Here is a 26534-nt window from a genome sequence, read left to right as displayed (position 1 = left end):
GAAACGGCGGCCAGTATCCTCGCCCCGCCCGCAAAGACCAATAGCCCTATTAATAATAAGGGTTGCCCGAATGCAGTGAAGCATGGGTAATCGCTTCAGGAATTGCTTACATGAATATCACCGCGAAACCCTGGAGCCGCCGCCTCGCGTGGGCTCTGCCAATGATCGCGCTGCTGTCCGGCTGCGATGCAGGTAAAGATGCCGGCAAGGAAGTCGCCAAGGAAGAAGCCAAACCCCATGCGGTCGCCACCTATGTGAGCGCACCCTGGGAAGCCTTGCCGGTGGTCTCCGACAGCGATTTGCTGGCCGGTTTTGAATCCTGGCGCAGCGCCTGCCAGCGCCTCAAGGCCGACCCGGTATGGGGCACGACCTGCGCGGCAGCGGCCAGCGTACCGGGCGATGCCGTGGCGGTTCGCGGCTTTCTCAAGGAACACCTGGATGTATTCGGCCTGCGTTCGGCCAACAACACACCCAATGGTTTGATCACCGGTTACTACGAGCCGGTCTACCCCGGCAGCCTGACCAAAACCGCCAGCGCCCATGTGCCGGTCTACGGCGTGCCGGATGACCTGATTATCGTCAACCTTGAAAGCATCTACCCGGAGCTTAAAGGCAAGCGTCTGCGTGGACGTCTGGAAGGTCGGGTACTCAAGCCTTATGACGACGCCAGCACCGTCAACAGCCAGGGCTCCACCGCCAAGCCGATCGCCTGGCTGACCGACCCGATGGACCTGCAATTCCTGCAGATCCAGGGTTCAGGCCGTATTCAGCTGGCAGGTGGGCGCCAACTGCGCGTAGGTTACGGCGACCAGAACGGCTACCCGTACCGTCCAATCGGCCGTTGGCTGGTAGAGCAAGGTGAACTGAAAAAAGAAGACGTGACCATGGGCGCCATCAGCGCCTGGGCCAAGGCACATCCGCAGCGCATTCCCGAACTGCTGGCGAGCAACCCCAGCTACGTATTCTTCAGCGTTCGCCCCGACAGTAACGAAGGCCCGCGCGGCTCCCTGAACGTGCCCTTGACCGCAGGCTATAGCGTGGCAGTGGACCGCAAGGTCATCCCGCTGGGTAGCTTGCTGTGGCTGTCGACCACCAAACCCGATGGCTCACCGATCACCAGACCTGTCGCGGCCCAGGACACGGGTGGCGCAATCACTGGCGAAGTACGGGCAGACTTGTTCTGGGGCACGGGTGATGCGGCGGGCGAGCTGGCAGGGAATATGAAGCAACAGGGGCAGATCTGGATGTTGTGGCCCAAAGGCGCGGCGCTACCGCACGTACCGGATGCTCCCGCCGGCACCTGACAGACGCTGATAATGAAATGTGGGAGGGGCGGTGCGACGATTCGCCTTGCCCCCTGCCACAAAGGATTTGCATCAGGCGTTAGATCGAGACAAAGAAGAAACTCGCAATCAACGCCATCCCCACCGCCCACACCAGCGAACGCAAAATCGCCCAATCGGCCAGGTAGCAAATGATATACAGCAGGCGGCTGGTGATAAACAGCACCGCCAGCACATTGATCGTCACCAACTCCGCGTTGCCCGCCATGTGCGCAATGACCACCGCCGCGGCAAACGCGGGGGTCACTTCAAAGCTGTTGAGTTGCGCATTGTTGGCGCGTTTGGCGACACCCTCGACGGTATCGAGAAAGGCACGCGGGTCGTGGTTGTGCCGCGGTCCGAACTTGCCTGTGCTGAACTTGGCGACACCCGTGCATATATACGGCAGAAAGATTGCGATCAACACACACCAGAAAGCGACTGTCATCACTCATTCCTTTTTTGGATTTATCGGACGGTTAGAGTTTCATCACGAACATGCCGATCAGCACCAACCCACAAGCTATGAGCCGTGGCCGGCCAAAAGGTTCTTGCAAGTAACGCATACCGAACAGCACCACCAGGATCACGCTGACTTCCCGCAGCGCAGCCGCCTCGGCGATCGAGCCCAGCTGCATGGCCCAAAGCACCAAAGCGTAGCTCAACAACACGCACAATCCCACGCTCAGCCCCAACCGCCATTGGGTGCGCCAGAACAGGCTGAAGGCCTCACGTTTGCGCACCAGCGCCAGCAACGGAAACGGCCAGGCGCTGATCAATGTCAGCCACACCAGGTAATCCAGCGGGTGCGACCAGCGCCGCAGTGCCTGCCCATCCAGGAAGGTATAGCAGCCGATGCACAGGCCGATCAGCAACACCACCGGCAGCATCGACCACGGCAAGCGCTCGCCACCACCGCCTTGCCACAACAGGCACAACATGCCGAACGGGATCAGCAAAATCCCGAGGATTTGCTGGGTGCTCAGCGCTTCACCGGCAAATACCAGCGTCAGCACCAACACCACCAATGGCGACAAGCCGCGCATCAGCGGATACACCAGGCCCAAGTCGCCCACTCGATACGCCTGGATCAACAAGTAGCGGTAGAGCAATTCAAACAAGGCCGAGGCGATGAGCCACGGCCAGATGTCCAGCGGCGGCAAGGAGACGAACCCCACCGCCAATACCACGAACAGCAACGCCACACTGTCCATGCAGGCAATGACCAAAAGGCGCTCGCCACTGAACTTGATCAAGGTGTTCCACGTCGCATGCAACAGCGCCGCCACCAGCACCAGGGCTGTCGCTACCACCAGAACCTCCTCAATTGATTCGTGATGTAACTGCACCTGTTTATACTAAACACTGCCTCGGCGCACCCTGTGTGCCTACATTTCCCGCCCAAGGACCCCGGATGCTTGAACTTGTCGCCGCCTTCATTTGCCTCACTACCCTGCTCACCTATGTGAACTTCCGTTTTATCGGCCTGCCGCCGACCATCGGGGTGATGGTCACTGCGCTGCTGTTTTCCCTGATCCTGCAGGGCCTGAGCTTTATCGGCTATCCCGGCCTGGAGGAGCGCGTCCAGCAATTGATCGGCCAGATCGACTTCGGCGACTTGCTGATGAACTGGATGCTGTCATTCCTGCTGTTCGCCGGCGCCTTGCACGTCAACTTGAACGACCTGCGCAGCTACCGCTGGCCCATCGGCCTGCTGGCCACCTTTGGCGTGTTGATCGCCACCGTGGTGATCGGCAGCCTGGCCTATTACATCTTCGCCTTGTTCGGCTGGCACGTAAGCTTCCTTTACTGCCTGCTGTTCGGCGCGCTGATCTCGCCTACGGACCCGATTGCGGTGCTCGGCGTGCTGCGTACCGCCAATGCGTCAAAACCGCTGAAGACCACCATCGTCGGCGAGTCGCTGTTCAATGACGGCACCGCCGTGGTGGTGTTTACCGTGCTGTTGGGTATCGCGCAGTTGGGCGAGACGCCCACCGTGGGCGCCACTGCCATGCTGTTTGCCCACGAGGCCATAGGCGGCGTGGCATTCGGTGGGCTGATCGGCTACCTCGTGTACCTGATGATCAAGAGCATCGAACAGCACCAGATCGAAGTGATGCTGACCCTCGCGCTGGTCATCGGCGGATCGGCCATGGCTTCGGAACTGCACGTATCCGCGCCGATTGCCATGGTGGTCGCGGGGCTGATCATCGGCAACCTGGGACGCAAGCTGGCGATGAACGACATGACGCGTCGCTACCTGGATGGCTTCTGGGAACTGCTCGATGACATGCTCAACGCCTTGCTGTTTGCGCTGATCGGTATGGAGTTGCTGCTGTTGCCATTCAACTGGCTGCACGTATTGGCGGCCAGTTTGCTCGCGGTGGCGATCCTGCTCTCACGCCTGTTGACGGTGGCCCCGGCGATCCTGCTGCTGCGGCGCTGGCGCACGGTACCGCGCGGCACTATCCGTATATTGACCTGGGGTGGTTTGCGCGGCGGTGTCTCGGTGGCCCTGGCACTGGCATTGCCGTTGGGCCCCGAGCGCGACTTGTTGCTGAGCATCACCTACATCGTGGTGCTGTCATCGATCCTGTTGCAGGGGTTGAGCATCGGCAAGCTGGTCAAGCACGTAACCCGGGGCGAGCCCCAGGCTATGCCCGAGCATCACTGATCTTTTTCAACCGGCTGCGGATGCCGCGGATCCGCAGCCGACTTGCCCGGCAGGCTGCTCTCACTGCGAATCTGCGCATGGCTGATCAGGGCAAAGATAAAACTGCCACCGATGATATTGCCCGCCAGGGTCGGCCCGGCAAACACCAGCCAGAAATCCTTCCACGGCAGCTCGCCGGCAAACACCAGGTACGACACTTCCGCCGAACCCACGACGATATGCGTGAAGTCACCCAGCGCCATCAGGTAAGTGATCAGGATAATGATCCACATCTTTGCGCTTTCCATCGATGGAATCATCCACACCATGGTGGCGATCATCCAGCCGGAAACGATGCCCTTGGCAAACATCTGACCCGAGTCGTTTTCCATGATCTTGCGTCCGATTTCGAGGAAAGCCAGGTCGGTCTTGGTATCGAAAATCGGCAAATGCAACATCACGTAAGCCACCAGCAAGGTGCCGCACAGGTTGCCCACCAGCACGACTGTCCATAGCCGTAACAGCCGCGCAGCATTGCCCAGAGTGGGTTTGCTCATCACCGGCAGCACCGCAGTCAGGGTGTTTTCGGTGAACAGTTGCTGGCGTGCGAGGATCACCGCCAGAAACCCCGCGCAATAGCCAAAACTGGCGATCACCTTGAAGCCCTCGGCGTCCGGCAGGCGGGAATTGAGCAAACCCATGGCCATTAACGACAGGCCCATGGTGAGTCCAGCCGCCAGTGCCGACCACCACAAGGCGGCGACGCTGCGCTCCAGCTCCTGATCGCCCTGGGTACGGATGATTTCGTGAAGAACCGCCGCGCGGGGCGGCTGGTTCTTGTCGACGTCCTGCTGCTCTTCCTGCGACAGGTTGGGGGTTTTGCCGTCTGCTTGAGTGGCCATGATGTACCAGAGTCCGTGGGGTGCCTGAAGCTACGACATGCCGCGACGATGGCTGTTCAATGGCCCGGCAATTAAACCGGAATGCGCCACGCCTTGGCCTGTTCCACGGTGGTGGAGCTTAAGGGTTTGCTCCAGGGCTTATTGCGGGCCCCATAGTGTTTGATAATGCCATCGAGCACAGTGTTGAACGCTTGCGGCGTCCTGGCTTCTTTCAAGTCACGCACTGCACGTTGCAACAGCTCGACGTTGGATGCCGGCTGGCCTGGGCGGTACAGCGATGGATAAATGACCTCCCGCGTAAAATTCTCAGCCTTTACGCCAATATCACGTCTTTGCATTTCGGCCACAGCACTGTTCAGCACCCTGGACATGTCGGACGCATTGCCCTTTGCCTGCCTGGCGCCCACCTGTAAAAGTTGCTGAAAATTACGTTGCCCCGGCGCATTCAGACGCTTGCCCAGCCACTCGATGTGCTCTGGCTTGCTGGCGAGGGCATCCAGATTGCGTAATGCTTCGGCTATTTTTGGCGTCATCACCAGGGATGTGCCGGTGTGGTTGGCTTCGGCAATCGCACTGTTCAACGCCTCCAGCGCCTGTTTCGCCTCCTGACGAAAGCGCAAAGCGTCTGCGCTGGCGGGTGCCTTCTGCAGTTGATCCTGCGCGCTTGCCAGCATCTGATCATCCATCGCCATGACGGCATCGTCCAGGGAAGCGAACTCATGGCGCTCACGCAGCAGTTCGCGCTTTTCCAGGTGGGCCGACACCGACTGGCAGGCTTGGGCCTGCAAATGCAGCTTTTGCTGCAGGGTCATGGTGAAGTTGACGGTGCCGTTGAGCAGGCCGCGAAAGTCGCCTTTGCTTGAGTTCAGCGGCAATGTCACCGTTTGATCCAGGAACGCCTTGAGCCGATCATTCTGGTAGGTTTCAGCCGCGGTATGCGGCGTGCCAGTGAAGGTGTCCGCCAAAGAACTGAAAAAATTACCACTGCGGGCCGGTGGCGAGGCCTGGTCGGATTCGAACGTGACGATCAGCGCTTCGTCCTTGCCCAGCGGGCTCTCCGGGAACGAACGCTCGATGACGCCGGGCGCCGGGGTATTGAGGAGCAACCCTCCGTCTTGAAACATCGTTACCTCTGCCGCCGCCTGGAACCCATGGCCCTGTTCGGACGGGCTTTTGAACAGGCCCGGCAATGCACCCGAAATAAGCGCTGCGCGGGCAATATCCATATCCGGCGTCAGGCCGGCATTGAACACCACCAACTGCGGCCGACCATCGAACATCCCCGTGCCGGTGATGTTCAGTTGCTTGATCGTCGGAATATGGCGGCTCAACACCTCCAAATCACGAAAGGTCGGCCCGGTTGCGGCTTTGAGCCGGTCGGCAATGTGCGTGACCTCAGGCGACCGGTTGGCCAAAGGCAAGCTCTCGATCCGTGCAAGAATCGATCGACGCGACTCGTTGCCAATCAAGTCCTCCAAAGGCTGCCCTTCGGTTTGCAGGCGCGGCAACAGGGTCAGCAACAGTTGAGAAATATTGCCGGCCGGGCCAGGCAGCTTGCCGGCAAGCTTGCCTAACTCGGAGCCGACATCTTGCAGCCAGGCCAGGGCGGGATTCTTGCTGTTGAGCAGGTGCGGCAAATCGAGGTTGTTGGACAGCTGCGTAAAGGCCGTCGCACCCATGCCACTGGCAAGCAACGCTGCAGAAATCGCCCCGGCAGACGAGCCGGAAACCACCTTGACGTCTTTGAGTTTGTCGGCGCCTTCAAGCGCCTGCACCACCCCGGCAAAGGCAATGCCCTTGGCGCCACCGCCACTGAGCACCAAGTGAGCGGGCGGCGGCGGTGACAGCACCACCTCGACGCGGCCATCGCTATGGCGATACATACTCAGGTTGCGCTCGCCTACGCCCTTGACCAGGGTCGTTTTCACGTCCTGGCTCAACAACTGAGGCGAAAAAGGATAATTCTCTATGACGGAACTGGCGACTTTCATACATGAGGCTCTCTCTACAGGATGTAGGCCTGAGTGATGAGAGAGCCTCGGAAGGATCCATACGGACGGATTTGGTAACGCAAATCACGCCACGCTGGTGTTACTCGGAAAGGCTGTCGTCCTGGAACTGATCCTTGACGTACTTGATTTCGGTACGGCCATGGGGCGCCGGCAAACCGTCTTCGCCCAGGTTGACGAAGACCATTTTTTCCACGGTCAGGATGCTCTTGCGCGTGATCTTGTTGCGCACTTCACAGGTCAGGGTGATGGAGGTGCGGCCGAACTCGGTGGCGGTGATGCCCAGTTCGATAATGTCGCCCTGGCGCGAGGCGCTGACAAAATTGATTTCGGAGATGTACTTGGTCACCACACGCTGGTTGCCCAGTTGGACAATGGCGTAGATGGCCGCTTCTTCGTCGATCCAGCGCAGCAGGCTGCCGCCGAACAGAGTGCCGTTGGGGTTGAGGTCTTCGGGTTTTACCCATTTGCGGGTGTGGAAGTTCATGATCACTCCAAAGCGTCTTGCCAAATGATGGGCAGCATCATGGCAGAGCCCAGGCCCAAGCTCTATGAGCCATTGCCTATCAACCCCATGCGCGATCTTCATTGCCACCGACAGAAAGGCTTGGGAAGTGCCACATACACGGCTATAATCGCCTCCGTTTCAAAACGGTCATCTTCGATTGATACCGTTCTCCCGCCACCTGTCCGAGGGGCGCTGCAGCAGGTTAAACCTGTCAGGCTCGGATGGGGCGTTGTCCGGCCTGGTTACCCCGGCCTGATACTAAACGCACAACGGCGCCCATTCGCACACTACGAATGGAGGCTCTCTATGAGCGCTGTAATGACGCCTGCAGATTTCAACGACTACAAAGTCGCCGACATGTCCCTCGCTGCCTGGGGCCGTCGCGAAACCTTTATCGCCGAATCCGAAATGCCGGCTCTGATGGGCCTGCGTCGCAAGTACGCCGCTGAACAACCGCTCAAGGGCGCGAAGATTCTGGGCTGCATTCACATGACCATCCAGACCGCCGTACTGATCGAAACCCTGGTTGCCCTGGGTGCCGAAGTGCGTTGGTCGTCGTGCAACATCTTCTCGACTCAAGACCAGGCCGCGGCCGCTATCGCAGCCGCCGGTATCCCGGTATTTGCCTGGAAAGGCGAGACCGAAGAAGAGTACGAGTGGTGCCTGGAGCAAACCATCCTCAAGGATGGCGCACCATGGGATGCCAACATGATCCTCGACGATGGCGGCGACCTGACCGAGCTGCTGCACAAGAAGTACCCGCAGATCCTCGACCGCGTCCATGGCGTGACCGAAGAAACCACCACGGGCGTACACCGTCTGCTGGACATGCTGGCCAAGGGCGAGCTGAAGATCCCGGCCATCAACGTCAACGACTCGGTGACCAAGAGCAAGAACGACAACAAGTACGGCTGCCGTCACAGCCTGAACGATGCGATCAAGCGTGGCACAGACCACCTGCTGTCGGGCAAACAAGCCCTGGTGATCGGCTACGGTGACGTGGGCAAGGGTTCGTCCCAGTCCCTGCGTCAGGAAGGCATGATCGTCAAGGTCTCCGAAGTTGACCCGATCTGCGCCATGCAAGCCTGCATGGACGGTTTCGAAGTGGTTTCGCCGTTCATCGACGGTATCAACGACGGCACCGAAGCCAGCATCGACAAGGCCCTGCTGGGCAAGATCGACCTGATCGTCACCACCACCGGTAACGTGAATGTGTGCGATGCGAACATGCTCAAGGCCCTGAAGAAGCGCGCCGTTGTCTGCAACATCGGCCACTTCGACAACGAGATCGACACCGCTTTCATGCGCAAGAACTGGGCATGGGAAGAAGTGAAGCCGCAGGTACACAAGGTTCACCGTACCGGCGCCGGCGATTTCGACCCGCAGAACGATGACTACCTGATCCTGCTGGCCGAAGGCCGCCTGGTTAACCTGGGCAACGCCACCGGTCACCCAAGCCGCATCATGGACGGCTCGTTCGCCAACCAGGTACTGGCGCAGATCTTCCTGTTCGAACAGAAGTACGCCGACCTGTCGCCAGCCCAGAAAGCCGAGCGCCTGACCGTTGAAGTACTGCCCAAGAAACTCGACGAAGAAGTGGCCCTGGAAATGGTCCGCGGCTTCGGCGGCGTCGTGACTCAACTGACCAAGACCCAGGCCGGCTACATCGGCGTGACGGTTGAAGGTCCGTTCAAGCCGCACGCTTATCGCTACTGATACACCTGCTGCCACTCTCCTGGCGTGAGTGGGCTTGTAATGTGGGAGGGGGCTTGCCCCCGATAGCGGAGTGTCAGATTAGTAAATCTATCGACTGACCCACCGCCATCGGGGGCAAGCCCCCTCCCACATCGACGGTGTACACATTGCGCAATTATGAGCTTCCAAGGGTATGACCATGTCCCAAGACCGTCGCTACAGCTTCGAGTTCTTCCCGACCAAGACCGATGCTGGGCATGAAAAGCTGATGGCCACTGCCAAGGTGCTGGCCAGCTACAACCCCGACTTCTTCTCCTGCACCTACGGCGCCGGCGGTTCGACCCGCGACCGCACCATCAACACCGTGTTGCAGCTGGAAAGCGAAGTCAAAGTTCCCGCCGCTCCGCACTTGTCGTGCGTGGGCGACAGCAAGGCCGACCTGCGTGGCCTGCTGACCCAATACAAAGCCGCCGGCATCAAGCGTATCGTCGCCTTGCGTGGAGACCTGCCGTCCGGCATGGGCATGGCCAGCGGTGAGCTGCGCTACGCCAACGACCTGGTGAGTTTCATCCGCGAAGAAAGCGGCGATCACTTCCATGTCGAAGTGGCCGCCTACCCGGAGATGCATCCCCAGGCGCGCAATTTCGAAGACGATTTGCATAACTTCGTGCGCAAGGCCAATGCCGGCGCCAACAGTGCAATCACCCAATACTTCTTCAACGCCGACAGCTACTTCTACTTCGTCGAGCGTGTACAAGCGATGGGTGTGAATATTCCGATCGTGCCGGGCATCATGCCTATCACCAACTACAGCAAGCTGGCGCGTTTCTCCGACGCCTGCGGTGCCGAAATCCCACGCTGGGTGCGCAAGCAACTGGAGGCCTATGGCGACGACGTCAAAAGCATCCAGGCGTTCGGCGAGCAGGTCATCACCGAGATGTGTGAGCAATTGTTGCAGGGGGGTGCGCCAGGGCTGCATTTCTATACCCTGAATCAGGCTGAACCCAGCCTCGCCATTTGGAACAACCTCAAGCTGCCACGCTAAGGCTTGCCCGGTTGCGCCAAGGCCCTCGTTCAGACGAGGGCCTTTGTCGTTTACGTGACCCAAAAGAACTCCGCAGTCCATGAACATAGCATCCCCGACTTCCCGCCCGCAGCTGGTCTACTTGGTCTTCGGTGCCCAGACCTACCATCAGGAAGCGATATTCAGCATCGCCAGCGCACTGGCGTTCCTGCAGGACACCCCGGACGCACCGCTGGACATCCAGGTGTTCAGCGACGACCCCGAGCCCTATCGACTGCTACCAGTACGTGTACGTCCACTGGACGAGGCCACCCGCAAACGCTGGAGCGAGCCCTACGGCTATCACTTCCGCACCAAACACGTGCTCCTGCGCCAAGTGCTGGAAGAATCCCAGGTGGCGTTACTGATCGACACCGACACCTTCTTCCACCATTCGCCCATGGCGCTGTTCGAGCGCGTACAGCCCGGCACCCTGTTGTGCAACACCGCCTGCGCCAAGTACGGCGACAACCGCGAAAGCATCCTCTACACCGCCCTGCATCAGCGCCTACTGGCCAAGGGCGTAGCCGACGATGACATGATGGCCCTGAATTCCGGGGTCATTGGCCTCACCCAACAGGATGCATACATCCTCGACCGTTCCATCGAATTGATGGATGAACTGTTTCCCCACGCCCAAGGCGCCTACACCCTGGAAGAGTTCTGCTTGTCCATCGCCGCCTACCGCACCGTCAATGTGCGTGAGTGCCCGGACCTGATCTATCACTACTGGAGCCGCAAACAGCTGTTCCGAGCCAAGGTCAAGGCGTGGATCGCCAAGCACGCCAGCGCCCCCACCAGTACACAAGCCCTGGCCGACACCCGCCGGGTCTCCTCGTACCTGCCACGCCCACCGCGCTTGCAGCGCCTGATGTACAAGCTGATCACCCTGCTGCTGCCCAAACACCAGCAACAGTTCATGCGGGAAATCCTCTACGGCTGCCACGAACACGAAAACGAGTTTGATCAAGCCTGCGCCCCGGTCTGGTGGGACAAGGCCCGAAAAAACCAGGAAGAACGCCAAAAGCGCCCGATCGATGCCCACCAGCTGGAACACTGGTTCGCCAACCCCGTGGTGCGCCTGATTCTGGGTGAGCGCCGCGCCGCGATCCAAAACCACTTGCTGGGTACTCCGGTGAAATAAGAGCGTCCGCCAATCCGCGTGCCAGAGCTTCTCTTTCTTCCGGGAGCATCGTAACCTCAAGGTATGCCCACCATTTTCAAGCTACTGACCGCTGTGCTTTTTTCTTGCCTGAGCCTGGCCGCTCATGGCGAGAAACTGCGCATTGTCACCGAGCCCTGGGCCCCCTATGTCTACGACGATAACGGCAACATGGCCGGCCTGGATTACGAAACCACCGTGATCGTGTTCCAGCGCCTGGGCGTGGAGGTGCAATGGCAGTTCCTGCCCTGGAAGCGCTGCCTGGCGATGCTCGATCAGGGCCACGCCGACGGGGCGCTGGATATCTTCCACAGCCATGAGCGCGACGCCCAGTTGCTCTACCCCAGCGAACCCTTGTCGCAAGTTGAATTCGTCCTGTTCTACGCCAATGAACGCCCTCACCCCGCCGAAACCCTCGATGAGCTGCGCGGCCTGACTGTCGGCATTTCGCCCGGCTATCTCTATGGCCAAGCATTCAGTGGCTCTGACGCATTCGAGCGCGAACCCGCTCCCAGCCATGAAGCCAACTTCGGCAAACTGATGCTCGGGCGCATCGATATGGTCGTGACTGACCGGCGGGTGGGGCAACACATCATCAAGACCCTGGGCCTTGAGGGCAAAGTCAGCCAGGCGGCAATGGTGGTCAGCCGCCAGCAACAATTTCTCGCGGTGCGCCGTGGAGCCGGCATGGACCTGCTGGTACAGCGCTTTGCCGCCGAGCTCAAGCGCTTCAAGCAAGAGCCGGCCTATGCCGCCTTGAGCGCAAAATATGGTGGGATGCAGGCGCAAACCGCCCCGATATCAGCCTCCGCAGACGCCGTTGAGCAGCAGGAAAGCAGCGCGCCGTGATTGCTCTGTTATACTCCGGCCTTTCCGCCAGGCTTACGCCCGGCCGCTCGGGTCTTGAAAAAGGCACCCAACCCAGCTACTGCGCAGCTTTGCAGCCCGCGCGAGCCGATGGAGTGCCCGCCAGACACAGCAGGACCGGACGGGATTGCGCTCCCCTAAGCGCCATTCACGCCCGGCAAGATTATCCCTTTGGGCCAAGCCCTAACTAAAACAGGATTACTCATGTCCTTTGCTTCCCTCGGTCTCTCCGAGGCTTTAGTCCGCGCCATCGAGGCAGCGGGCTATACCGAGCCTACTCCGGTGCAACAGCGGGCCATTCCCGCCGTGTTGCAAGGTCGCGACCTGATGGTCGCGGCTCAGACAGGTACTGGTAAAACCGGTGGTTTCGCCCTCCCGATTCTGGAGCGGTTGTTTCCCAACGGTCACCCGGACAAATCCCAGCGTCACGGCCCGCGCCAACCGCGTGTACTGGTCCTGACCCCAACCCGCGAACTCGCCGCCCAAGTGCACGACAGCTTCAAGCTGTATGCCCGCGACCTGAAGTTCGTCAGCGCCTGCATCTTCGGCGGCGTCGGCATGAACCCACAGGTTCAGGCCATGTCCCGCGGCGTTGACGTACTGGTCGCCTGCCCGGGTCGTTTGCTCGACCTGTGCGGCCAGGGCAGCGTCGATTTGTCCCACGTGGAAATCCTCGTGCTGGACGAAGCCGACCGTATGCTCGACATGGGCTTTGTCCATGACGTGAAAAAGGTCCTCGCGCGCCTGCCGGCCAAACGTCAGAACCTGCTGTTTTCGGCAACGTTTTCCCAGGACATCACCGCCCTGGCCGGCAAGCTGCTGCACAACCCGGAGCGCATCGAAGTCACGCCACCGAACACCACGGTCGAGCGTATCGAGCAACGCGTATTCCGCCTGGCCGCCAGCCACAAGCGCTCGCTGCTGGCGCACCTGATCACCCACGGCGCGTGGGAACAGGTGCTGGTGTTCACCCGCACCAAGCACGGCGCCAACCGCCTGGCCGAGTACCTGGACAAGCACGGCCTCACCGCCGTCGCCATCCACGGCAACAAGAGCCAGAACGCGCGCACCAAAGCCCTGGCCGACTTCAAGGCCGGCACTGTGCGCATCCTGGTCGCCACCGATATCGCCGCCCGCGGCCTGGATATCGACCAATTGCCACACGTGGTCAACTTCGAGCTGCCGAACGTCGATGAAGATTACGTGCACCGTATCGGCCGTACTGGCCGTGCCGGTCGTTCGGGCGAGGCCATTTCTCTGGTCGCGCCGGACGAAGAAAAACTGCTGAAAAGCATCGAGCGCATGACCAAGCAGAAAATCGCCGACGGCGACCTGATGGGCTTCGATGCCAGCGCCGTGGAGGCCGAAAAGCCTGAAGCGCGCGAGCGTCCGGATGTGCGTAACCCGCGCAACCCACGCGGTCCGAAGGGCGATGGCCCGAACGGCGGCGGTGGTGGCGGTGGTCGTCGCGACAAAGGCAAGGACAAGGGCAAGGAAAAGTCCGCCACCAGCAGCCGTGGCGAACGCCCGGCCCGCGAGCAAAAGCCACGTGAAGGCACCCCGGCCCGCGAACAGCGCCAGCCGAGCCAGCCGCCACGCGCCGCTGCCGACCGCGCCCCGGACGAGTTCCTCGACGATGATGTGGATAACTTCGGTAACCGCGTCGACTACGTGCCCCAGGCCAAACCGGCCCAGGGCCGTGGCCGTCGTCCAGGTGCCCCGGCACAGGGCGCCGGTGCGGGTGCCCCCCGTGGTGGACAGCCACAGGGTGGCCGTCAAAACGGCCCTCGCAACAGCAGCGGCGGCACCACCGGTACTCCGCCTGCCAAGCGCAACGGCCCGCGCAACGGTGCACCGCGTGACGGCCAGGCCCGTCGCGAGGACTCGCGCAGCAACAACCGCCGCCCGGCCCGTGACGACCAGCCACGTTTGTCCGAGCCCGCAGTGCAAAACCCGCGTGGTGGCCCCGCGCCGAAGATCATCCACAAGGAGTCGAAAGCGGATCGCTTCCCGACACCTGAGCAGTTGGACCAACTGCCAGGCCGCCCTCGTGGTGAGAAACCAGCGCTGCTGACTCGCAACCGCTAGTTTTAAACCAAAAAAGCCCCGCATCGAAAGATGCGGGGCTTTTTTGTTTAAAGCTGTAGGAGCGAGCTTGCTCGCGAAGGTCGTCAACGATAACGCTGGCAGCCTGAAAAAACGCGGTGTCTCTACGTTTTTCGCGAGCAAGCTCGCTCCTACATACGAAGCATTACTTCGCTTTCACACCTTCAAAGGTGATGTAGAGCTGAACATTGTCAGACTGTGGACCTACGTCCATACCGTCTTTGTTGAACTCCTTGCGGCTGATGTTGGTGGTGCCTTCAAAACCGGCACGGTAGCCGCCCCATGGATCCTTGCCTTCGCCCAGGAACGTGGCTTTAACCAGGATCGGCTTGGTCACACCGTGGAAGGTCAGGTCGCCGGTCACGTCAGCGGTCAGCTTGCCATCAGCATTTTTGCCAGTTGGCTTGACGCTGGTGGAGACAAACTTGGCATCCGGGAATTTGCCCGACTCCAGGAAATCCTTGCTGTTGACGTGCTTGTCACGCTCGGCGTGGTTGGAGAACACGCTGGCAGTACGCACGTTAACTTCGATCTTGGCGTCTTCCGGCTTGGCCGCATCAAAGCTGAACTTGCCGTCCAGGTCCTTGAAGGTACCGGTAATGTAGCTGTAGCCCAGGTGGCTGATTTTGAAATCGACGAAGGCGTGCTGGCCCTCCTTGTCGATCACGTAGTCAGCGGCCATCGCCGAACCTGCGGACAGCAGTGCAGAACCGATTGCCAGCGCAGCGAGTGTTTTTTTCAACATGCTTTCTATTCCTTGTGAGTCGAGGTTGAACATCAGGCTTTGCGCCCCAGCATTCGTGTCAGGGTCGCATCACGATCGATAAAGTGGTGTTTCAACGCAGCCACGCCATGCAAACCGGCGAAGACCACCAACACCCAGGCCAGGTACAAATGCACCCAACCGGCGGTGTCTGCCTGGTCCGGTAGACCGGAAACCACGGCAGGAATTTCAAACAGACCAAAGACCGGGATACCGACACCGTCTGCGGTGGAAATCAGGTAACCGGCAATCATCACGGCAAACAGCCCGAGATACAGGAAAGCATGTCCAAATGCAGCACCGATCCGCGTCATACGGCTATAGCTGGCCAGCGGTGGCGGCGGCGGGCTGACCAGGCGCCAGACAATACGTACCAGCATGATGGCGAACAGCGTAATGCCAATGCTCTTGTGCAGGTCGGGTGCATCTTTACGCCAGGCGCTGTAATAGTCGAGGCCGACCATCCACAAGCCCAAGGCGAATAAACCGAACACCACCAGAGCTACGCCCCAGTGCAAAACCATGCTGACCCAACCATAGCGGGCCGGCGAATTGCGTAGCTGCATGTACTTAATCCCGTAAGAACTGTGCCCAAGACTAGCGCTTTACCTATCGAATTAAAGCGGAAAATTTTGCTTTGAAATATCGAGAAATACGATAAAGAGGCTATGCATCATAAATTAACAAGGGATTAAGACTATTCCCAAGAAACGTGACAGACCGTCCTGCATTTACCGCGAATTTGCCCACAATGGCTTGTGACCCAAGTCACCATTGCATAGGCTTGCGCGATTGTTTCGCCTGCGCCGATCGCAGGACCGCTTCGAGGAGATCACCGATGGGCTTGAATAACCAGTGGATGCAACGCGATCTCGCGGTGCTGTGGCATCCCTGCACCCAGATGAAAGACCACCAGCAACTGCCGCTGATCCCGATCAAGCGCGGTGAAGGCGTATGGCTGGAAGACTTCGAAGGCAAGCGCTACCTCGACGCCGTCAGTTCCTGGTGGGTCAACGTGTTCGGCCACGCCAACCCGCGCATCAACCAGCGCATCAAGGACCAGGTCGATCAGCTTGAACACGTAATCCTCGCTGGTTTCAGCCATCAACCGGTGATCGAGTTGTCCGAACGCCTGGTGCAGATGACGCCTGAAGGTCTGACGCGCTGTTTCTACGCCGATAACGGCTCATCCTGTATCGAAGTCGCGTTGAAGATGAGCTTTCACTACTGGCTCAACCGCGGCCTGCCGAACAAGAAGCGCTTCGTCACCCTGACCAACAGCTACCACGGCGAAACCATCGCCGCGATGTCGGTGGGCGATGTGCCGCTGTTTACCGAGACCTACAAGGCGCTGCTGCTCGACACCATCAAGGTGCCAAGCCCCGATTGCTACCTGCGCCCCGAAGGCATGAGCTGGGAAGAACATTCACGCAACATGTTCCTGGCCATGGAACAGACCCTGGCCGACCACCACGACAGCGTTGCCGCCGTGATTGTCGAGCCACTGATCCAGGGCGCCGGTGGCATGAGGATGTACCACCCGGTGTACCTCAAGCTGCTGCGCGAAGCCTGCGACCGCTACGGCGTGCACCTGATCCACGACGAAATCGCCGTGGGCTTCGGCCGCACCGGCAGCATGTTCGCCTGTGAACAAGCCGGCATTCGCCCGGACTTCCTGTGCCTGTCCAAGGCCCTCACCGGCGGCTACTTGCCGCTGGCCGCCGTAGTCACCACCGACGATGTCTACGACGCGTTCTACGATGACTACCCTACCCTGCGCGCCTTCCTGCACTCCCACAGTTACACTGGCAATCCGTTGGCGTGCGCGGCGGCGTTGGCAACCCTGGATATTTTCGAAGAAGACAACGTCATCGAAAACAACAAGGCCCTGGCCCAACGCATGGCGACCGCCACCGCGCACCTGGTGGACCATCCTCACGTGTCGGAAGTGCGCCAGACCGGCATGGTGCTGGCCATCGAGATGGTGCAGGACAAAGCCACCAAGGCCGCCTACCCGTGGCAGGAACGCCGTGGCCTGAAGGTCTTCGAGCACGCACTGGAGCGCGGTGCGCTGCTGCGGCCATTGGGCAGCGTGGTGTATTTCCTGCCGCCTTATGTGATTACCCCCGAGCAGATCGACTTTCTGGCCGAAGTCGCCAGCGAGGGGATCGATATCGCCACCAACAGCAAGGTCAGTGTGGCGGTGCCGAAAGATTTCCATCCAGGCTTCCGTGATCCGGGTTGATTGCCTAAATCCTTGTAGGAGCGAGCTTGCTCGCGAAGGCATTCCAGGCGCGCCACTGCGTCGAATGTACGTTTTTCGCGAGCAAGAACCAGGCGTCCCCCTCGCTCCTACATCAACTTCTTCAGAGAACAGAAATGAGACTGTCCCGCTTTTTCACCGACACCCCGCTGAGTCTCGGTGACCACGAACTGCCCGAAGCCCAGGCGCATTACATCAGCCGTGTGTTGCGCATGGGTGAAGGCGATGCCGTGCAATTGTTCGACGGCTCTGGCCAGGAGTTTATTGGCACGCTGCTGGACGTCGGTAAAAAGCGCGTCACCGTGCAACTGACGCAAAGCTTTGCCGGCCAGGCCGAATCGCCGCTGCATATCCACCTGGGCCAAGGCCTGTCCCGGGGTGAACGCATGGATTGGGCGATCCAGAAAGCCACTGAACTGGGCGTCAATGCAATCACGCCGATCTTCAGCGAGCGCTGCGAAGTACGCCTCAAGGACGAACGCGCCGACAAACGCCTGCTGCACTGGCGCCAGGTAGCTATCAGTGCGTGTGAGCAATGTGGACGTTCGACGGTGCCGGTGATTCACCCACCGCTCTTGCTGGCAGACTGGTTCAAGCAAACCGAGGCGGACTTGAAGCTGGTGCTGCACCCGGTGGCAGAGCCGATGATCAGCCACGCCAAGCCATCCAGCCTAGCGTTCTTGATCGGCCCCGAAGGGGGGCTCACCGATAATGAAGTCGAGACCGCCCAAGACGCCGGCTACCACGCCGCTCGCCTCGGCCCGCGAGTGTTGCGTACCGAGACCGCCCCCGTCGTCGCACTATCCGTCGCCCAACAACTCTGGGGCGACTTCTAAACCTAATCAAATGTGGGAGCTGGCTTGCCTGCGATAGCCATAGGTATCTACACAAACCACGATGCGAAGCGAGCCGCTCTTGATCTGCTTTTGATCTTGATCTTAGGCGCCCCGTCAAACCACGCTGGCCGGAATTCGCCAGGGATTTGGGGGGGCAAGAGCCCTTTGGTTACTTTGGGCTGGGCCGGCATTCCGGCTCTTTTCCAAAGTGACCCGCTGTCAGAGCGGAACCCTAAGTGGCCGTTACCGCAGGAATGGATATGTACACGGTCCAACTGTGTTGACTGTCAGGCCGTCTTCGCAGGCAAGCCAGCTCCCACATTGGATCGCGGGGCATCAGTTATATCTGTGTCGGCTGCCAGGCCGTCACGGGAGCAAGCTCCCTCGCCACAGATTTAGCGTCGCGCCGAAGTTGTGTAGATACCCATGCTGCGATAGCGGTGGTTCAGGCAGTTAATCTACAACTGACAGACCGCTATCGCAGGCAAGCCAGCTCCCACAGTTTTATCGGGTTGCTCCAAACTTACTCCACCGGGTCACTCACCGGCTGGGCGATGATCGCTTTCAACTCGCGGGTCATCGGGAATTCCAGGTTCAAGCCCTTCGGCGGGATCGGCTGTTCAAACCAGCGCTGGTAAATCCCGTTGATCTCACCTGAGCGGTACAGATCGCCCAAAGTCTCGTTGACCACTGCAAGAAACTGCGGATCATCCTTGCGCACCATGCAACTGTAGATCTCTCGCGATTGCTCCTCGCCCACCACCACCCAATGATGCGGGTCCCTGGCCTTGGCCCGCTCGCCGTAGAGCAACGCGTCGTCCATATAGAACGCTACGGCCCGGCCAGTCTCAAGCATCTTGAACGCTTCGCCATGGTCCTTGGCACTGATCACGAACATATTGGCTTTGTGTTCAGCGTTATAACTTTTGAGGAAGCGCTCATTGGTGGTGCCGGCAGTGGTCACCACATTCTTGCCCGCAAGGTCGGTAAAGCCTTTGATCCCGCTGTCCTTGGCCGTCAGCAACTGGCCTTTTACGTAGATAAACCCGTAGGAGAACGCCACTTGCTTCTGCCGCTCAGCCGTCACGCCGGTGGAGCCGCACTCCAGATCGACAGTGCCGTTCTGCACCAGTGGGATCCGGGTTTGGGACGTCACCAGGTTGTACTTCACCTTGAGGTCGCCCACTGAGGTTTTCTGCTGGATACGCTCGACAATTTTGTTTGCCAGGTCCACCGAGTAGCCCATCGGTTTACCACTGCTATCCCCCACGTAGGAAAACGGCACCGACGCATCGCGGTAACCCAGGGTGATGGACTTGGCGCTGGCGATCTTGCTCAAGGTGCCCTCCAGCGGCGCTTCGGTTGCATGCGCCTGCGCGCCCCACAAAAGGCCCAGGGTGCAGCCCGTCAACAGGATCTTTTTCATTGTTATTCTCCGTTGGTCTTTGAGGTTATTTACGTACTGCAATCACGCTGATTTCCACCAGCACACTCGGTCGCGCCAGCTCTGCTTGCAAGGTAGTGCGCGTGGGCGCCATGCCTGGCGAGAGCCACTCGGACCAGACATCATTCATCGGTGCAAAACCGGCACCGATGTCCTTCAGGTAAATCGTGGCGTTGAGTAAGTGATCCTTATCACTGCCCGCCTCAGCCAACAGTGCGTCAATCCTGGCCAGTACTTCCCGGGTTTGGGTGGCCACATCCAGGCCCTCGCCCGGCACCTGGCCCGACAGAAACACCAGTTCCTTGAAGGTTACGGCGCCACTGAGTCGCTCATTGCTGTTGATTCGGGTAATGGTCATGGCTGCATCCTCAAGCGGAGCGGGGCGTCAGGCCCTGCATATCAATGGAAGGGGTGCGCTGGTCGATCAGCTCGGCCAGCAGTTGGCCGCTGCCGCAGGCCAAGGTAAAGCCAAGGGCACCGTGCCCCAGGTTCAGCCACAGGTTGCGATAGCCACTGGCACCAATCAGCGGCACGCCCGTTGGCGTGGCCGGGCGCATGCCAGCCCATTCGAACGCGTTCTGGTAGTCGCCAGCCAGAGGAAACGTCTCTACGGCGTGGCGTTTAATCAGTGCCAGTCGCGAAGGCTCAAGGCCAGTATCGAACCCCACGATATCCACCATCGCCGCAACTCGAAGTTGCTCACCCAGGCGCGCGTAGACGATCTTGCGGTCGTAGTCGGTGATGCTTACGCTCGGCGCCTTGTGATGCGCGCCAATCGGTACGCTCAAGCTGTAGCCCTTGAGTGGATACACAGGCACCGACAACCCCGGCAGTGCCAACTCAGCACTGCGATAACCCGCAGCGAGTACCAACTGCTCGACCGGCATCACCTCGTCACCCAACTCAACGGCTTGTACCGCACCGCCAGCGTGGCGCAACCCGGTGACCTTGCGCCCCAGCAAAAACCTGCAACGCCCCGACGCCTGAAGGCGGGCCGCTAATTGCTGGCAAAAGGCGTGGCAATCGCCCACCTCTTCGTTCGGCGTATAGATGCCACCGGCAAAGCCACCGTTCGCCAATGCGGGCTCCAGGCGGGCGCATTCAACGGGCGACAGCACCTGTTGCTGCAGGAAACTTGTCACCTTGCGACGGGCCTGTTCGAAGGTGCTGGCGCTGCGGAACATGACCAGCTTGCCGTTGCGCCGCCAGTCGAAGCCGTCCAGTCGATCAGCCTCGCGCCACTGCTGCAACGTGCTCTGGCTCAGGGTTGCCAGGCGCAGAAGATGGGCACCGTTACGCCTGTTGACCGAACCCCGGCACGCGCCGATAAAGGCCGCCATCCAGCGCCACTGCTGTGGGTCGAGCCGGGGACGCAGCTTCAAGGGCGAGTCACCGCGCAACAGCCAGCCTATCGCCTGCAGCGGCACGCCGGCATCAGCCAGCGGAGCGACATACCGATAGGACAACTGCCCGCCATTGGCGAAGCTGGTCTCGCTGCCCAGACGGTCGCGCGCATCGATTACCGTCACTTCATGGCCGGCTCGAACCAGTGCGTAAGCACTCGCCAATCCGATGACACCGCCGCCAATGATGCAAACCTGCCTGGCCATCCCAGCCCCCAGCCGTTGATTAAGAGGTCTCAGCGTAGGGGCATCGGGCAGGCAGCCGAAAATGAATAAAGAGGAGCCGCGCATAACTAAAGGTTATAGGCTAGCGTTCAGGCAGGCAGGTCATGCCACTTTGGGAAGAAACGCCCGTGTGTCGATAGACGTTGATTGTGCGTCAATCATCTCGGCCAATACATGTCCACTGCCACACGCGAGGGTGAACCCCAGGGCACCATGGCCAAGGTTGAGCCAAAGATTGCGATAGGCCGTGGCGCCAATCAGCGGTAGACCCGAGGGTGTAGCCGGGCGCATACCCGCCCATTCAACAGCGGCGTCATAGTTCCCGGCCATAGGAAAAGTCTGGCGGGCCAGGCGTTTTATGACTGCCAGGCGCTTGGGCTCCGGAGCACTGTTGAACCCGACGATGTCGACCATTGCCGCGATGCGCAATTGCTCACCGATACGGGCATAGACGGTACGGCGGTCATAGTCGGTAACATTGATGTTCAACGCCGTATGCTGGTCGTCAATCGGCACGGTAAGGCTATAGCCTTTGAGCGGGTACAACGGCAAATTCAGGGCCGGCAAGCACAGGCTGTGGCTGTTATATCCGGCGGCCAGTACCAGGTTATCCACCGGCAGCACTTCATCCTGGAACTCCAGAGCCACCACCGAACCAAAGGCCTCGTGAATCTTCAATACCTTGCGTCCCAGCAAGAACCGGCATCGCCCGGAGGCTTGCAGATGATCGGTCAGGCGCTGGCAAAACCCGTGGCAATCAGCGGCTTCTTCGGTAGGGTTGTAAACGCCACCGATGAACGTGCCCGGGCTCAATGAGGGCTCCAACCGCCGACAGTCCTCGGCCGACAACACTTGCTGCTGTAAAGGGTCGCTCAACTTACGGCGGGCCTGGGCAAAACTCTCGGAGGAGCGAAAGGTCAGCAGCTTGCCGTTACGCTGCCAGTTGAATCCTTCGAGCTTGTCCTCATGGCGCCAGCTCTCCAGCGTCTGCTGGCTCAGCGCCGCCAAGCGCAGGAGATGTTGAGAATTGGTGTGATTGACCGATGAACGACAAGCGCCCAGGAAAGATGCCAGCCAGCGCCACTGCAGCGGGTCCATGCGCAGCCTGAGTTTAACCGGCAGCTCGCCCCGCAGTAGCCAACCGAGCGCCTTGAGTGGCATGCCGGCATCCGCCAGTGGCGTGACATACCGATAGGAAAGCTGGCCGCCGTTGGCGAAGCTGGTGGCGCTACCCAGGGTTTTCTGCCCCTCGACCAGCGTCACATCCATCCCCGCACGTACCAGAGCGTATGCGCTTGTCAGACCAATGACGCCCCCACCGATGATACAAACCTGCTTTGCCAAAGTGTCACCTCACACGTCACGAAACTAAATCGAGACTAAGGGGGAGTGACAACGCTTGCACAATGAATAAAAGTAGGCCGTTTATAAACCAAGGTTATGGCTTTATGCGTCTACGTCATATCGAAATCTTCCAGGCGATCCGACAGACCGGCTCCGTCAGTGGAGCCGCGCAGTTGCTGCACGTGTCGCAACCGGCGGTGACCAAAGTGCTGCAGCACGCCGAAATGCAGCTGGGTTTTCCCTTGTTCTTGCGGGTACGCGGCAAATTGCAACCCACGCCGGAAGCTCTGGCGCTGGAAAGCGAGGTCGAGAAAGTCACCGAGAGCTTGCAAGGCGTAAGGCGCCTGGCCAGAAGCTTGCGCCGCGAACCTGGGCAAAGCATACGCATTGGTGCGATCCCGGCACTGGCACTTTCACTGCTGCCACCGGCGATTCTGGAGTGGACCCGCGACTATCCGAACATGACCTGCGAGCTATCCAGCGACCATAGCAGCGAACTGGTGCAAAAGCTGTTGGTGCGCGAAATCGACCTGGCTCTGACCCTCAACTTCTCCGGCCATCCAGGGTTGACCTCCCAAGTGCTGGCGAACGGCGCATTGGTCGCGCTGGCCTCCAAGGGGGTCTGGCACGACACCGAGTTGAACCAGCCGTTGCCCTTGGCAAACCTGGCAGGAGCGCCGTTGATTGGCCTTTCCAGCGCCGATCCGTTGGCGGCAAAACTTGCCGGTTACCTGGAAAATGTCGAGCCCGCACCTCGGGTAACGATCTCCGTCCAGACTTACTCCCTGGCCCGCGCGATGGTGGAATCCGGTGCCGGCCTCGCCGTGATTGATCCTTTTACGGCCCTAGGCGCCTCAACGGCCACCACCTGTATCCGCCCATTCACCCCGCCGCTGCCCATCACCTTGTACGCCCTGACCCGCGCCGGTGCGCCACCGCCGCACATGTTCGCTCACCTGCTGCAGATTTTCGGAACCCGGGCGCGTGAGTTGCTGGACCTTCCGCAGCTCAAAGCACGTAATGCATGATCGCCACAAAATGCAGGAGGCTGCCGCCAATCACAAACAAATGCCAGATGCCATGGGAATGACGCAGGCGATCTTCCAGGGCAAAAAAGATGATGCCCACGGTGTACAACACCCCACCCGCGGCCAACCAGATAAACCCTGCCATGCCCAGCGCCGCGATCAGCGGCTTGACCGCCACCAGCACGATCCAGCCCATTACCGCGTAGATCACGATGGACAGAATCCGCGCCTCCGAGCGCGGCTTGATCTCTTGCAGGATGCCAATCACCGCCAGCCCCCACACGATCCCGAACAGCGTCCAGCCCCACGGCCCGCGCAGGCTTACCAGGCAGAACGGTGTGTAGCTGCCGGCGATCAACAGGTAGATCGAGAAGTGATCGACCTTCTGCATGATCTCTTTTCGCCGCCCCCGCACGCTGTGGTACACCGTCGACGCGCTGTACAGCACCATCAGGGTAAAGCCATAAATCGCCACGCTGACGATCTTCCAGGGGCTGCCGTCCAGGCTCGCCACCACCAACATCCACACGGCGCCAATACACGCCGCGACTGCACCGAGCAAATGGCTCCAGGCGTTGAACCGTTCCCCGTGATACATCTATCGTTGACCTCCCCTCACCTTTGACGACTGTCGGCAAGCCTCCAGCCTTGCGCATCAGAGTGCAAGTGGCGTGTGACGTTCCAGCGACGAGGGCCGCGTTTGCAGGCACAATCGAGCGCAATCGAACAAGAGCCCACGGCCATGCTGATCGACGAAGAGTTCACCCTCAAGAAGCTGGAAATCTTCCTGGCGTTCATGCGCACCGGCAACCTGGCCCGCGCCGCCGCCGAACTGCAAACCAGCAACGTCAGCGTGCACCGCGCCATCCATTCCCTGGAAAATGCCCTGCGCTGCCCGCTGTTCAAACATGAGGGGCGCAACCTCACCCCGCTGGAAAGCGCCTATGTGCTCGAAGAACGTGCGCAAAAGCTGATAGCCGATGTGGTCGAGGGGGTGCGCCTGACCCGCGAAGCCGCCGGCTTCTGCGCCGAACGTTTCAAGCTCGGCTCGCTGTACTCGCTGACGGTCAAGACCGTGCCGCAACTGATCATGGGCCTGAAGATCCGCCGCAGCGAGCTGAATATCGACCTGATCCTGGGCTCCAATTTCGACCTGTTCTACAAGCTCAAGAACATGGAGGTGGATGCGATCCTCATCTCCCTCGACGACCACACCCATGATCCGGACTGCGAGCAGATCCCGCTGTTCAGCGATGACATCTTCCTTGCCACGCCGGCCGACTCCCCTCTGGACCGCAATCAGGAAATTGACCTGGCTGATGTACGCGACGCCACCTTTATCACCCTCACCCAGGGCTTCGCCACCCATCAGGACGGCAACCGGGTGTTCAAGCAGGCGGGGTTCGAACCGAAGGTGGCGATGCAGGTAAACGACATCTTCACCTTGCTGAGCATGGTCAGCTCGGGGGTGGGCTATGCGCTGCTGCCGGGGCGAATTGCAGCGGTGTATGAGAACCGCGTGAAGCTGATACCGCTGCAACCCAGGTACAGGTTGCAGCAGCAGATCGGCGTGGTGTTTTTGAAAGCCAAGGAGCGCGACCCGAACCTGCTGGCGTTGTTGGCGGAGTGTCGGATGTATGCCAATCGCCAGGCTTGAGAATGCCATCGGGGGCAAGCCCCCTCCCACACTTGGAATGTGCTCACCGATCAAAATGTGGGAGGGGGCTTGCCCCCGATAGCGCCCGTCCAGACACTGAAAATCCCCAGGTCAGCCCACCAACCCCCTCATCACCAGAAACAACAACGACGGCCCCAACAAGCACCCCAGCGCCGTATAAAACGCCGCGGTCAAACACCCATAAGGCACCAGCTTCGGATCGGTCGCGGCCAACCCGCCCGCCACGCCGCTGGAGGTACCCATCAAGCCACCGAAGATCACCGCGCTACGGGGATTGTTCAGCCCGATCAGCGGGGCCACGAACGGTGTCATGACCATCACCAGTATGGCCTTGATCAATCCTGCGGCGATGGACAGCGCCATCACCTCGGAGCTGGCCCCAATCGCCGCGCCGGTCACCGGGCCGACGATATAGGTCACGGCCCCGGCGCCGATGGTGGTGAGGCTCACCGCATCGGTATACCCGAACGCCATCGCCACCCCGACCCCGGCAACGAACGACGAGCCCACGCCGACAAACAGCGCCAGCACACCCACGAAGCCGGCGCGTTTGAGCTCATCAACACTCACGCCAAACGCCGTGGCGACAATGGCAAAGTCGCGCAGCATCGCACCGCCCAGCAGGCCGATGCCCGACAACAGTGGAATATCCACCACGCCCTTGGAACCGCCGGTAAACGCACCCCCCACATACGACAGCGCCAACCCCAGCAGAATGGCAATGGCCGAACCATGCAGGCGGCCCTTGGTGAAGGTATCGGAGATCCAATAAGACACCCACATGGTCAGGCCGATCACGGCGAAACCACTGATCAAGCCGTAGCCGGTGATCACTTTCATCATCGATTCGTACATGGCGATCACCCCGCTTCTTTAGTGGGAGCAACCGCAACCGGCTCGCGGTTACCGATACGCACCAGCACGGGCACCAGGGCAAAGCCAAGCACCACGGCGAGGGTCCCGGCCAGAATCGCCATAGGCCCACCGCTGATGGCGCCATACACGTTTTGCTGGGCAGCCATCGCCACCACAATCGGGATATACACCGCCGCCCAGAAACTCACGCCTTGCTCTGATTTGCCGGTAAACAGGCCGCGTTTGCTCAGGTAGCTGCCCAGGCCGATCAACAGCAGCATGGCGATACCCACCCCGCCGACATTGGCCGGGATACCCAGCAGCTTGCCCAGCAACTCACCCACAAACAGCCCTGCCAACGTGCAGAACGCCAAAAAAGCCACACCGTAGATAATCATGGTTGTTGTC

25 protein-coding genes and 1 riboswitch are annotated in these 26534 nt (G+C 60.1%); of the genes, 11 read left to right on the top strand and 14 right to left on the bottom strand.

Annotated features, from left to right (window positions below; all coding sequences use genetic code 11):
* The first annotated feature begins 110 nt into the window (after positions 1-110).
* Positions 111-1304, top strand: coding sequence for a murein transglycosylase A (gene mltA, locus TX23_RS10870; protein WP_057702159.1), 1194 nt, complete (start codon positions 111-113; stop codon positions 1302-1304).
* Between the two features lie 79 nt (positions 1305-1383).
* Here the strand turns inward: mltA and TX23_RS10865 are convergent, their stop codons facing one another.
* A complete protein-coding gene (locus tag TX23_RS10865) occupies positions 1384-1770 on the bottom strand; it encodes an MAPEG family protein (RefSeq protein WP_057702158.1) in 387 nt (128 codons plus the stop codon).
* A 31-nt stretch (positions 1771-1801) separates the two neighbouring features.
* On the bottom strand, positions 1802-2635 hold the full coding sequence (locus tag TX23_RS10860; protein WP_057702157.1) for an EamA family transporter: 834 nt from the start codon (positions 2633-2635) through the stop codon (positions 1802-1804).
* A 101-nt stretch (positions 2636-2736) separates the two neighbouring features.
* Here TX23_RS10860 and TX23_RS10855 point away from each other — a divergent pair, with 101 nt between their 5' ends.
* Positions 2737-3996, top strand: a complete 1260-nt coding sequence (locus tag TX23_RS10855; RefSeq protein WP_057702156.1) for a cation:proton antiporter — start codon at positions 2737-2739, stop codon at positions 3994-3996.
* Here the strand turns inward: TX23_RS10855 and TX23_RS10850 are convergent.
* The 3 genes from TX23_RS10850 to TX23_RS10840 form a co-directional block, all read right to left on the bottom strand.
* Positions 3990-4877, bottom strand: coding sequence for a formate/nitrite transporter family protein (locus tag TX23_RS10850; RefSeq protein WP_057702155.1), 888 nt, complete (start codon positions 4875-4877; stop codon positions 3990-3992). The two genes, TX23_RS10855 and TX23_RS10850, sit on opposite strands and share 7 nt — an antisense overlap.
* 71 nt (positions 4878-4948) lie before the next feature.
* On the bottom strand, positions 4949-6868 hold the full coding sequence (locus TX23_RS10845; RefSeq protein WP_057702154.1) for a patatin-like phospholipase family protein: 1920 nt from the start codon (positions 6866-6868) through the stop codon (positions 4949-4951).
* A gap of 100 nt (positions 6869-6968) precedes the next feature.
* The gene (locus TX23_RS10840) at positions 6969-7373 is read right to left on the bottom strand and encodes an acyl-CoA thioesterase (RefSeq protein ID WP_057702153.1); all 405 of its coding nucleotides are present in this window, start codon (positions 7371-7373) and stop codon (positions 6969-6971) included.
* 199 nt (positions 7374-7572) lie between these two features.
* A riboswitch (S-adenosyl-L-homocysteine riboswitch) is annotated at positions 7573-7679 on the top strand.
* 21 nt (positions 7680-7700) lie between these two features.
* Here TX23_RS10840 and ahcY point away from each other — a divergent pair.
* From ahcY to TX23_RS10815, 5 genes are all read left to right on the top strand, one after another.
* Positions 7701-9110 carry an adenosylhomocysteinase gene (gene ahcY / locus TX23_RS10835; protein ID WP_057702152.1) on the top strand — a complete coding sequence of 470 codons (1410 nt, stop codon included), beginning with the start codon at positions 7701-7703 and terminating at the stop codon, positions 9108-9110.
* A 178-nt stretch (positions 9111-9288) separates the two neighbouring features.
* Positions 9289-10134, top strand: coding sequence for a methylenetetrahydrofolate reductase [NAD(P)H] (gene metF, locus TX23_RS10830; RefSeq protein ID WP_057702299.1), 846 nt, complete (start codon positions 9289-9291; stop codon positions 10132-10134).
* Positions 10135-10213: 79 nt separating this feature from the next.
* Positions 10214-11296: a hypothetical protein gene (locus TX23_RS10825; protein WP_057702151.1), complete on the top strand. Its 1083-nt coding sequence runs from the start codon at positions 10214-10216 to the stop codon at positions 11294-11296.
* A gap of 63 nt (positions 11297-11359) precedes the next feature.
* Positions 11360-12163 carry a substrate-binding periplasmic protein gene (locus tag TX23_RS10820; RefSeq protein ID WP_057702150.1) on the top strand — a complete coding sequence of 268 codons (804 nt, stop codon included), beginning with the start codon at positions 11360-11362 and terminating at the stop codon, positions 12161-12163.
* Positions 12164-12385: 222 nt separating this feature from the next.
* On the top strand, positions 12386-14269 hold the full coding sequence (locus TX23_RS10815) for a DEAD/DEAH box helicase (protein ID WP_057702149.1): 1884 nt from the start codon (positions 12386-12388) through the stop codon (positions 14267-14269).
* A 163-nt stretch (positions 14270-14432) separates the two neighbouring features.
* Here the strand turns inward: TX23_RS10815 and TX23_RS10810 are convergent, their stop codons facing one another.
* On the bottom strand, positions 14433-15032 hold the full coding sequence (locus TX23_RS10810) for a YceI family protein (RefSeq protein ID WP_014720298.1): 600 nt from the start codon (positions 15030-15032) through the stop codon (positions 14433-14435).
* Positions 15033-15064: 32 nt separating this feature from the next.
* Complete coding sequence (locus TX23_RS10805) at positions 15065-15616, bottom strand: cytochrome b (RefSeq protein ID WP_032878972.1); 552 nt, start codon at positions 15614-15616, stop codon at positions 15065-15067.
* A 272-nt stretch (positions 15617-15888) separates the two neighbouring features.
* On the opposite strand from TX23_RS10805, the gene TX23_RS10800 reads away from it, so the two are divergent.
* A complete protein-coding gene (locus TX23_RS10800) occupies positions 15889-17295 on the top strand; it encodes an adenosylmethionine--8-amino-7-oxononanoate transaminase (RefSeq protein ID WP_057702148.1) in 1407 nt (468 codons plus the stop codon).
* 134 nt (positions 17296-17429) lie between these two features.
* Entirely contained in the window at positions 17430-18149 is a 720-nt protein-coding gene (locus TX23_RS10795) for a 16S rRNA (uracil(1498)-N(3))-methyltransferase (protein ID WP_057702147.1), read from the top strand.
* A gap of 523 nt (positions 18150-18672) precedes the next feature.
* Here the strand turns inward: TX23_RS10795 and TX23_RS10790 are convergent.
* From TX23_RS10790 to TX23_RS10775, 4 genes are all read right to left on the bottom strand, one after another.
* Positions 18673-19575 carry a transporter substrate-binding domain-containing protein gene (locus TX23_RS10790; protein WP_057702146.1) on the bottom strand — a complete coding sequence of 301 codons (903 nt, stop codon included), beginning with the start codon at positions 19573-19575 and terminating at the stop codon, positions 18673-18675.
* Positions 19576-19600: 25 nt separating this feature from the next.
* A complete protein-coding gene (locus tag TX23_RS10785) occupies positions 19601-19951 on the bottom strand; it encodes a RidA family protein (protein ID WP_057702145.1) in 351 nt (116 codons plus the stop codon).
* Positions 19952-19961: 10 nt separating this feature from the next.
* Positions 19962-21203, bottom strand: coding sequence for a D-amino acid dehydrogenase (locus TX23_RS10780; RefSeq protein WP_057702144.1), 1242 nt, complete (start codon positions 21201-21203; stop codon positions 19962-19964).
* Positions 21204-21323: 120 nt separating this feature from the next.
* Entirely contained in the window at positions 21324-22565 is a 1242-nt protein-coding gene (locus TX23_RS10775) for a D-amino acid dehydrogenase (RefSeq protein WP_057702143.1), read from the bottom strand.
* A 104-nt stretch (positions 22566-22669) separates the two neighbouring features.
* Between TX23_RS10775 and TX23_RS10770 the strand changes: the two genes are divergently transcribed.
* Positions 22670-23593, top strand: a complete 924-nt coding sequence (locus TX23_RS10770; RefSeq protein ID WP_057702142.1) for a LysR family transcriptional regulator — start codon at positions 22670-22672, stop codon at positions 23591-23593.
* Here the strand turns inward: TX23_RS10770 and trhA are convergent.
* Complete coding sequence (trhA, locus tag TX23_RS10765; protein ID WP_057702141.1) at positions 23574-24191, bottom strand: PAQR family membrane homeostasis protein TrhA; 618 nt, start codon at positions 24189-24191, stop codon at positions 23574-23576. The genes TX23_RS10770 and trhA overlap by 20 nt on opposite strands.
* 144 nt (positions 24192-24335) lie before the next feature.
* On the opposite strand from trhA, the gene TX23_RS10760 reads away from it, so the two are divergent.
* Positions 24336-25250 (top strand): LysR family transcriptional regulator, encoded by a 915-nt coding sequence (locus TX23_RS10760; RefSeq protein ID WP_057702140.1) that lies wholly within the window; start codon positions 24336-24338, stop codon positions 25248-25250.
* A gap of 111 nt (positions 25251-25361) precedes the next feature.
* On the opposite strand, the gene madM is transcribed toward TX23_RS10760, so the two are convergent.
* Both madM and madL read right to left on the bottom strand, forming a co-directional pair.
* Positions 25362-26126, bottom strand: a complete 765-nt coding sequence (gene madM, locus TX23_RS10755) for a malonate transporter subunit MadM (protein ID WP_057702298.1) — start codon at positions 26124-26126, stop codon at positions 25362-25364.
* Between the two features lie 5 nt (positions 26127-26131).
* On the bottom strand, positions 26132-26524 hold the full coding sequence (gene madL, locus TX23_RS10750; protein ID WP_057702139.1) for a malonate transporter subunit MadL: 393 nt from the start codon (positions 26522-26524) through the stop codon (positions 26132-26134).
* Positions 26525-26534: the final 10 nt, after the last annotated feature.

The organism is Pseudomonas paralactis (genome assembly GCF_001439735.1).
Classification (GTDB): Bacteria; Pseudomonadota; Gammaproteobacteria; order Pseudomonadales; family Pseudomonadaceae; genus Aquipseudomonas; species Aquipseudomonas paralactis.
The sequence above is the reverse complement of the archived record's forward strand: the minus strand, read 5'-3'. Positions and strand labels throughout refer to the sequence as shown.

What these genes read in the sequence shown, in the direction of transcription:
- trhA (WP_057702141.1), bottom strand. Translation starts at nt 24,191, where the DNA reads ATGTATCACGGGGAACGGTTCAACGCCTGGAGCCATTTGCTCGGTGCA.
- TX23_RS10820 (WP_057702150.1), top strand. Translation starts at nt 11,360, where the DNA reads ATGCCCACCATTTTCAAGCTACTGACCGCTGTGCTTTTTTCTTGCCTG.
- TX23_RS10785 (WP_057702145.1), bottom strand. Translation starts at nt 19,951, where the DNA reads ATGACCATTACCCGAATCAACAGCAATGAGCGACTCAGTGGCGCCGTA.
- mltA (WP_057702159.1), top strand. Translation starts at nt 111, where the DNA reads ATGAATATCACCGCGAAACCCTGGAGCCGCCGCCTCGCGTGGGCTCTG.
- TX23_RS10845 (WP_057702154.1), bottom strand. Translation starts at nt 6,868, where the DNA reads ATGAAAGTCGCCAGTTCCGTCATAGAGAATTATCCTTTTTCGCCTCAG.
- metF (WP_057702299.1), top strand. Translation starts at nt 9,289, where the DNA reads ATGTCCCAAGACCGTCGCTACAGCTTCGAGTTCTTCCCGACCAAGACC.
- madM (WP_057702298.1), bottom strand. Translation starts at nt 26,126, where the DNA reads ATGTACGAATCGATGATGAAAGTGATCACCGGCTACGGCTTGATCAGT.
- madL (WP_057702139.1), bottom strand. Translation starts at nt 26,524, where the DNA reads ATGATTATCTACGGTGTGGCTTTTTTGGCGTTCTGCACGTTGGCAGGG.
- TX23_RS10780 (WP_057702144.1), bottom strand. Translation starts at nt 21,203, where the DNA reads ATGGCCAGGCAGGTTTGCATCATTGGCGGCGGTGTCATCGGATTGGCG.
- TX23_RS10850 (WP_057702155.1), bottom strand. Translation starts at nt 4,877, where the DNA reads ATGGCCACTCAAGCAGACGGCAAAACCCCCAACCTGTCGCAGGAAGAG.
- TX23_RS10825 (WP_057702151.1), top strand. Translation starts at nt 10,214, where the DNA reads ATGAACATAGCATCCCCGACTTCCCGCCCGCAGCTGGTCTACTTGGTC.
- TX23_RS10770 (WP_057702142.1), top strand. Translation starts at nt 22,670, where the DNA reads ATGCGTCTACGTCATATCGAAATCTTCCAGGCGATCCGACAGACCGGC.
- TX23_RS10815 (WP_057702149.1), top strand. Translation starts at nt 12,386, where the DNA reads ATGTCCTTTGCTTCCCTCGGTCTCTCCGAGGCTTTAGTCCGCGCCATC.
- TX23_RS10865 (WP_057702158.1), bottom strand. Translation starts at nt 1,770, where the DNA reads ATGACAGTCGCTTTCTGGTGTGTGTTGATCGCAATCTTTCTGCCGTAT.
- TX23_RS10805 (WP_032878972.1), bottom strand. Translation starts at nt 15,616, where the DNA reads ATGCAGCTACGCAATTCGCCGGCCCGCTATGGTTGGGTCAGCATGGTT.
- TX23_RS10855 (WP_057702156.1), top strand. Translation starts at nt 2,737, where the DNA reads ATGCTTGAACTTGTCGCCGCCTTCATTTGCCTCACTACCCTGCTCACC.
- TX23_RS10795 (WP_057702147.1), top strand. Translation starts at nt 17,430, where the DNA reads ATGAGACTGTCCCGCTTTTTCACCGACACCCCGCTGAGTCTCGGTGAC.
- TX23_RS10790 (WP_057702146.1), bottom strand. Translation starts at nt 19,575, where the DNA reads ATGAAAAAGATCCTGTTGACGGGCTGCACCCTGGGCCTTTTGTGGGGC.
- ahcY (WP_057702152.1), top strand. Translation starts at nt 7,701, where the DNA reads ATGAGCGCTGTAATGACGCCTGCAGATTTCAACGACTACAAAGTCGCC.
- TX23_RS10840 (WP_057702153.1), bottom strand. Translation starts at nt 7,373, where the DNA reads ATGAACTTCCACACCCGCAAATGGGTAAAACCCGAAGACCTCAACCCC.
- TX23_RS10760 (WP_057702140.1), top strand. Translation starts at nt 24,336, where the DNA reads ATGCTGATCGACGAAGAGTTCACCCTCAAGAAGCTGGAAATCTTCCTG.
- TX23_RS10810 (WP_014720298.1), bottom strand. Translation starts at nt 15,032, where the DNA reads ATGTTGAAAAAAACACTCGCTGCGCTGGCAATCGGTTCTGCACTGCTG.
- TX23_RS10800 (WP_057702148.1), top strand. Translation starts at nt 15,889, where the DNA reads ATGGGCTTGAATAACCAGTGGATGCAACGCGATCTCGCGGTGCTGTGG.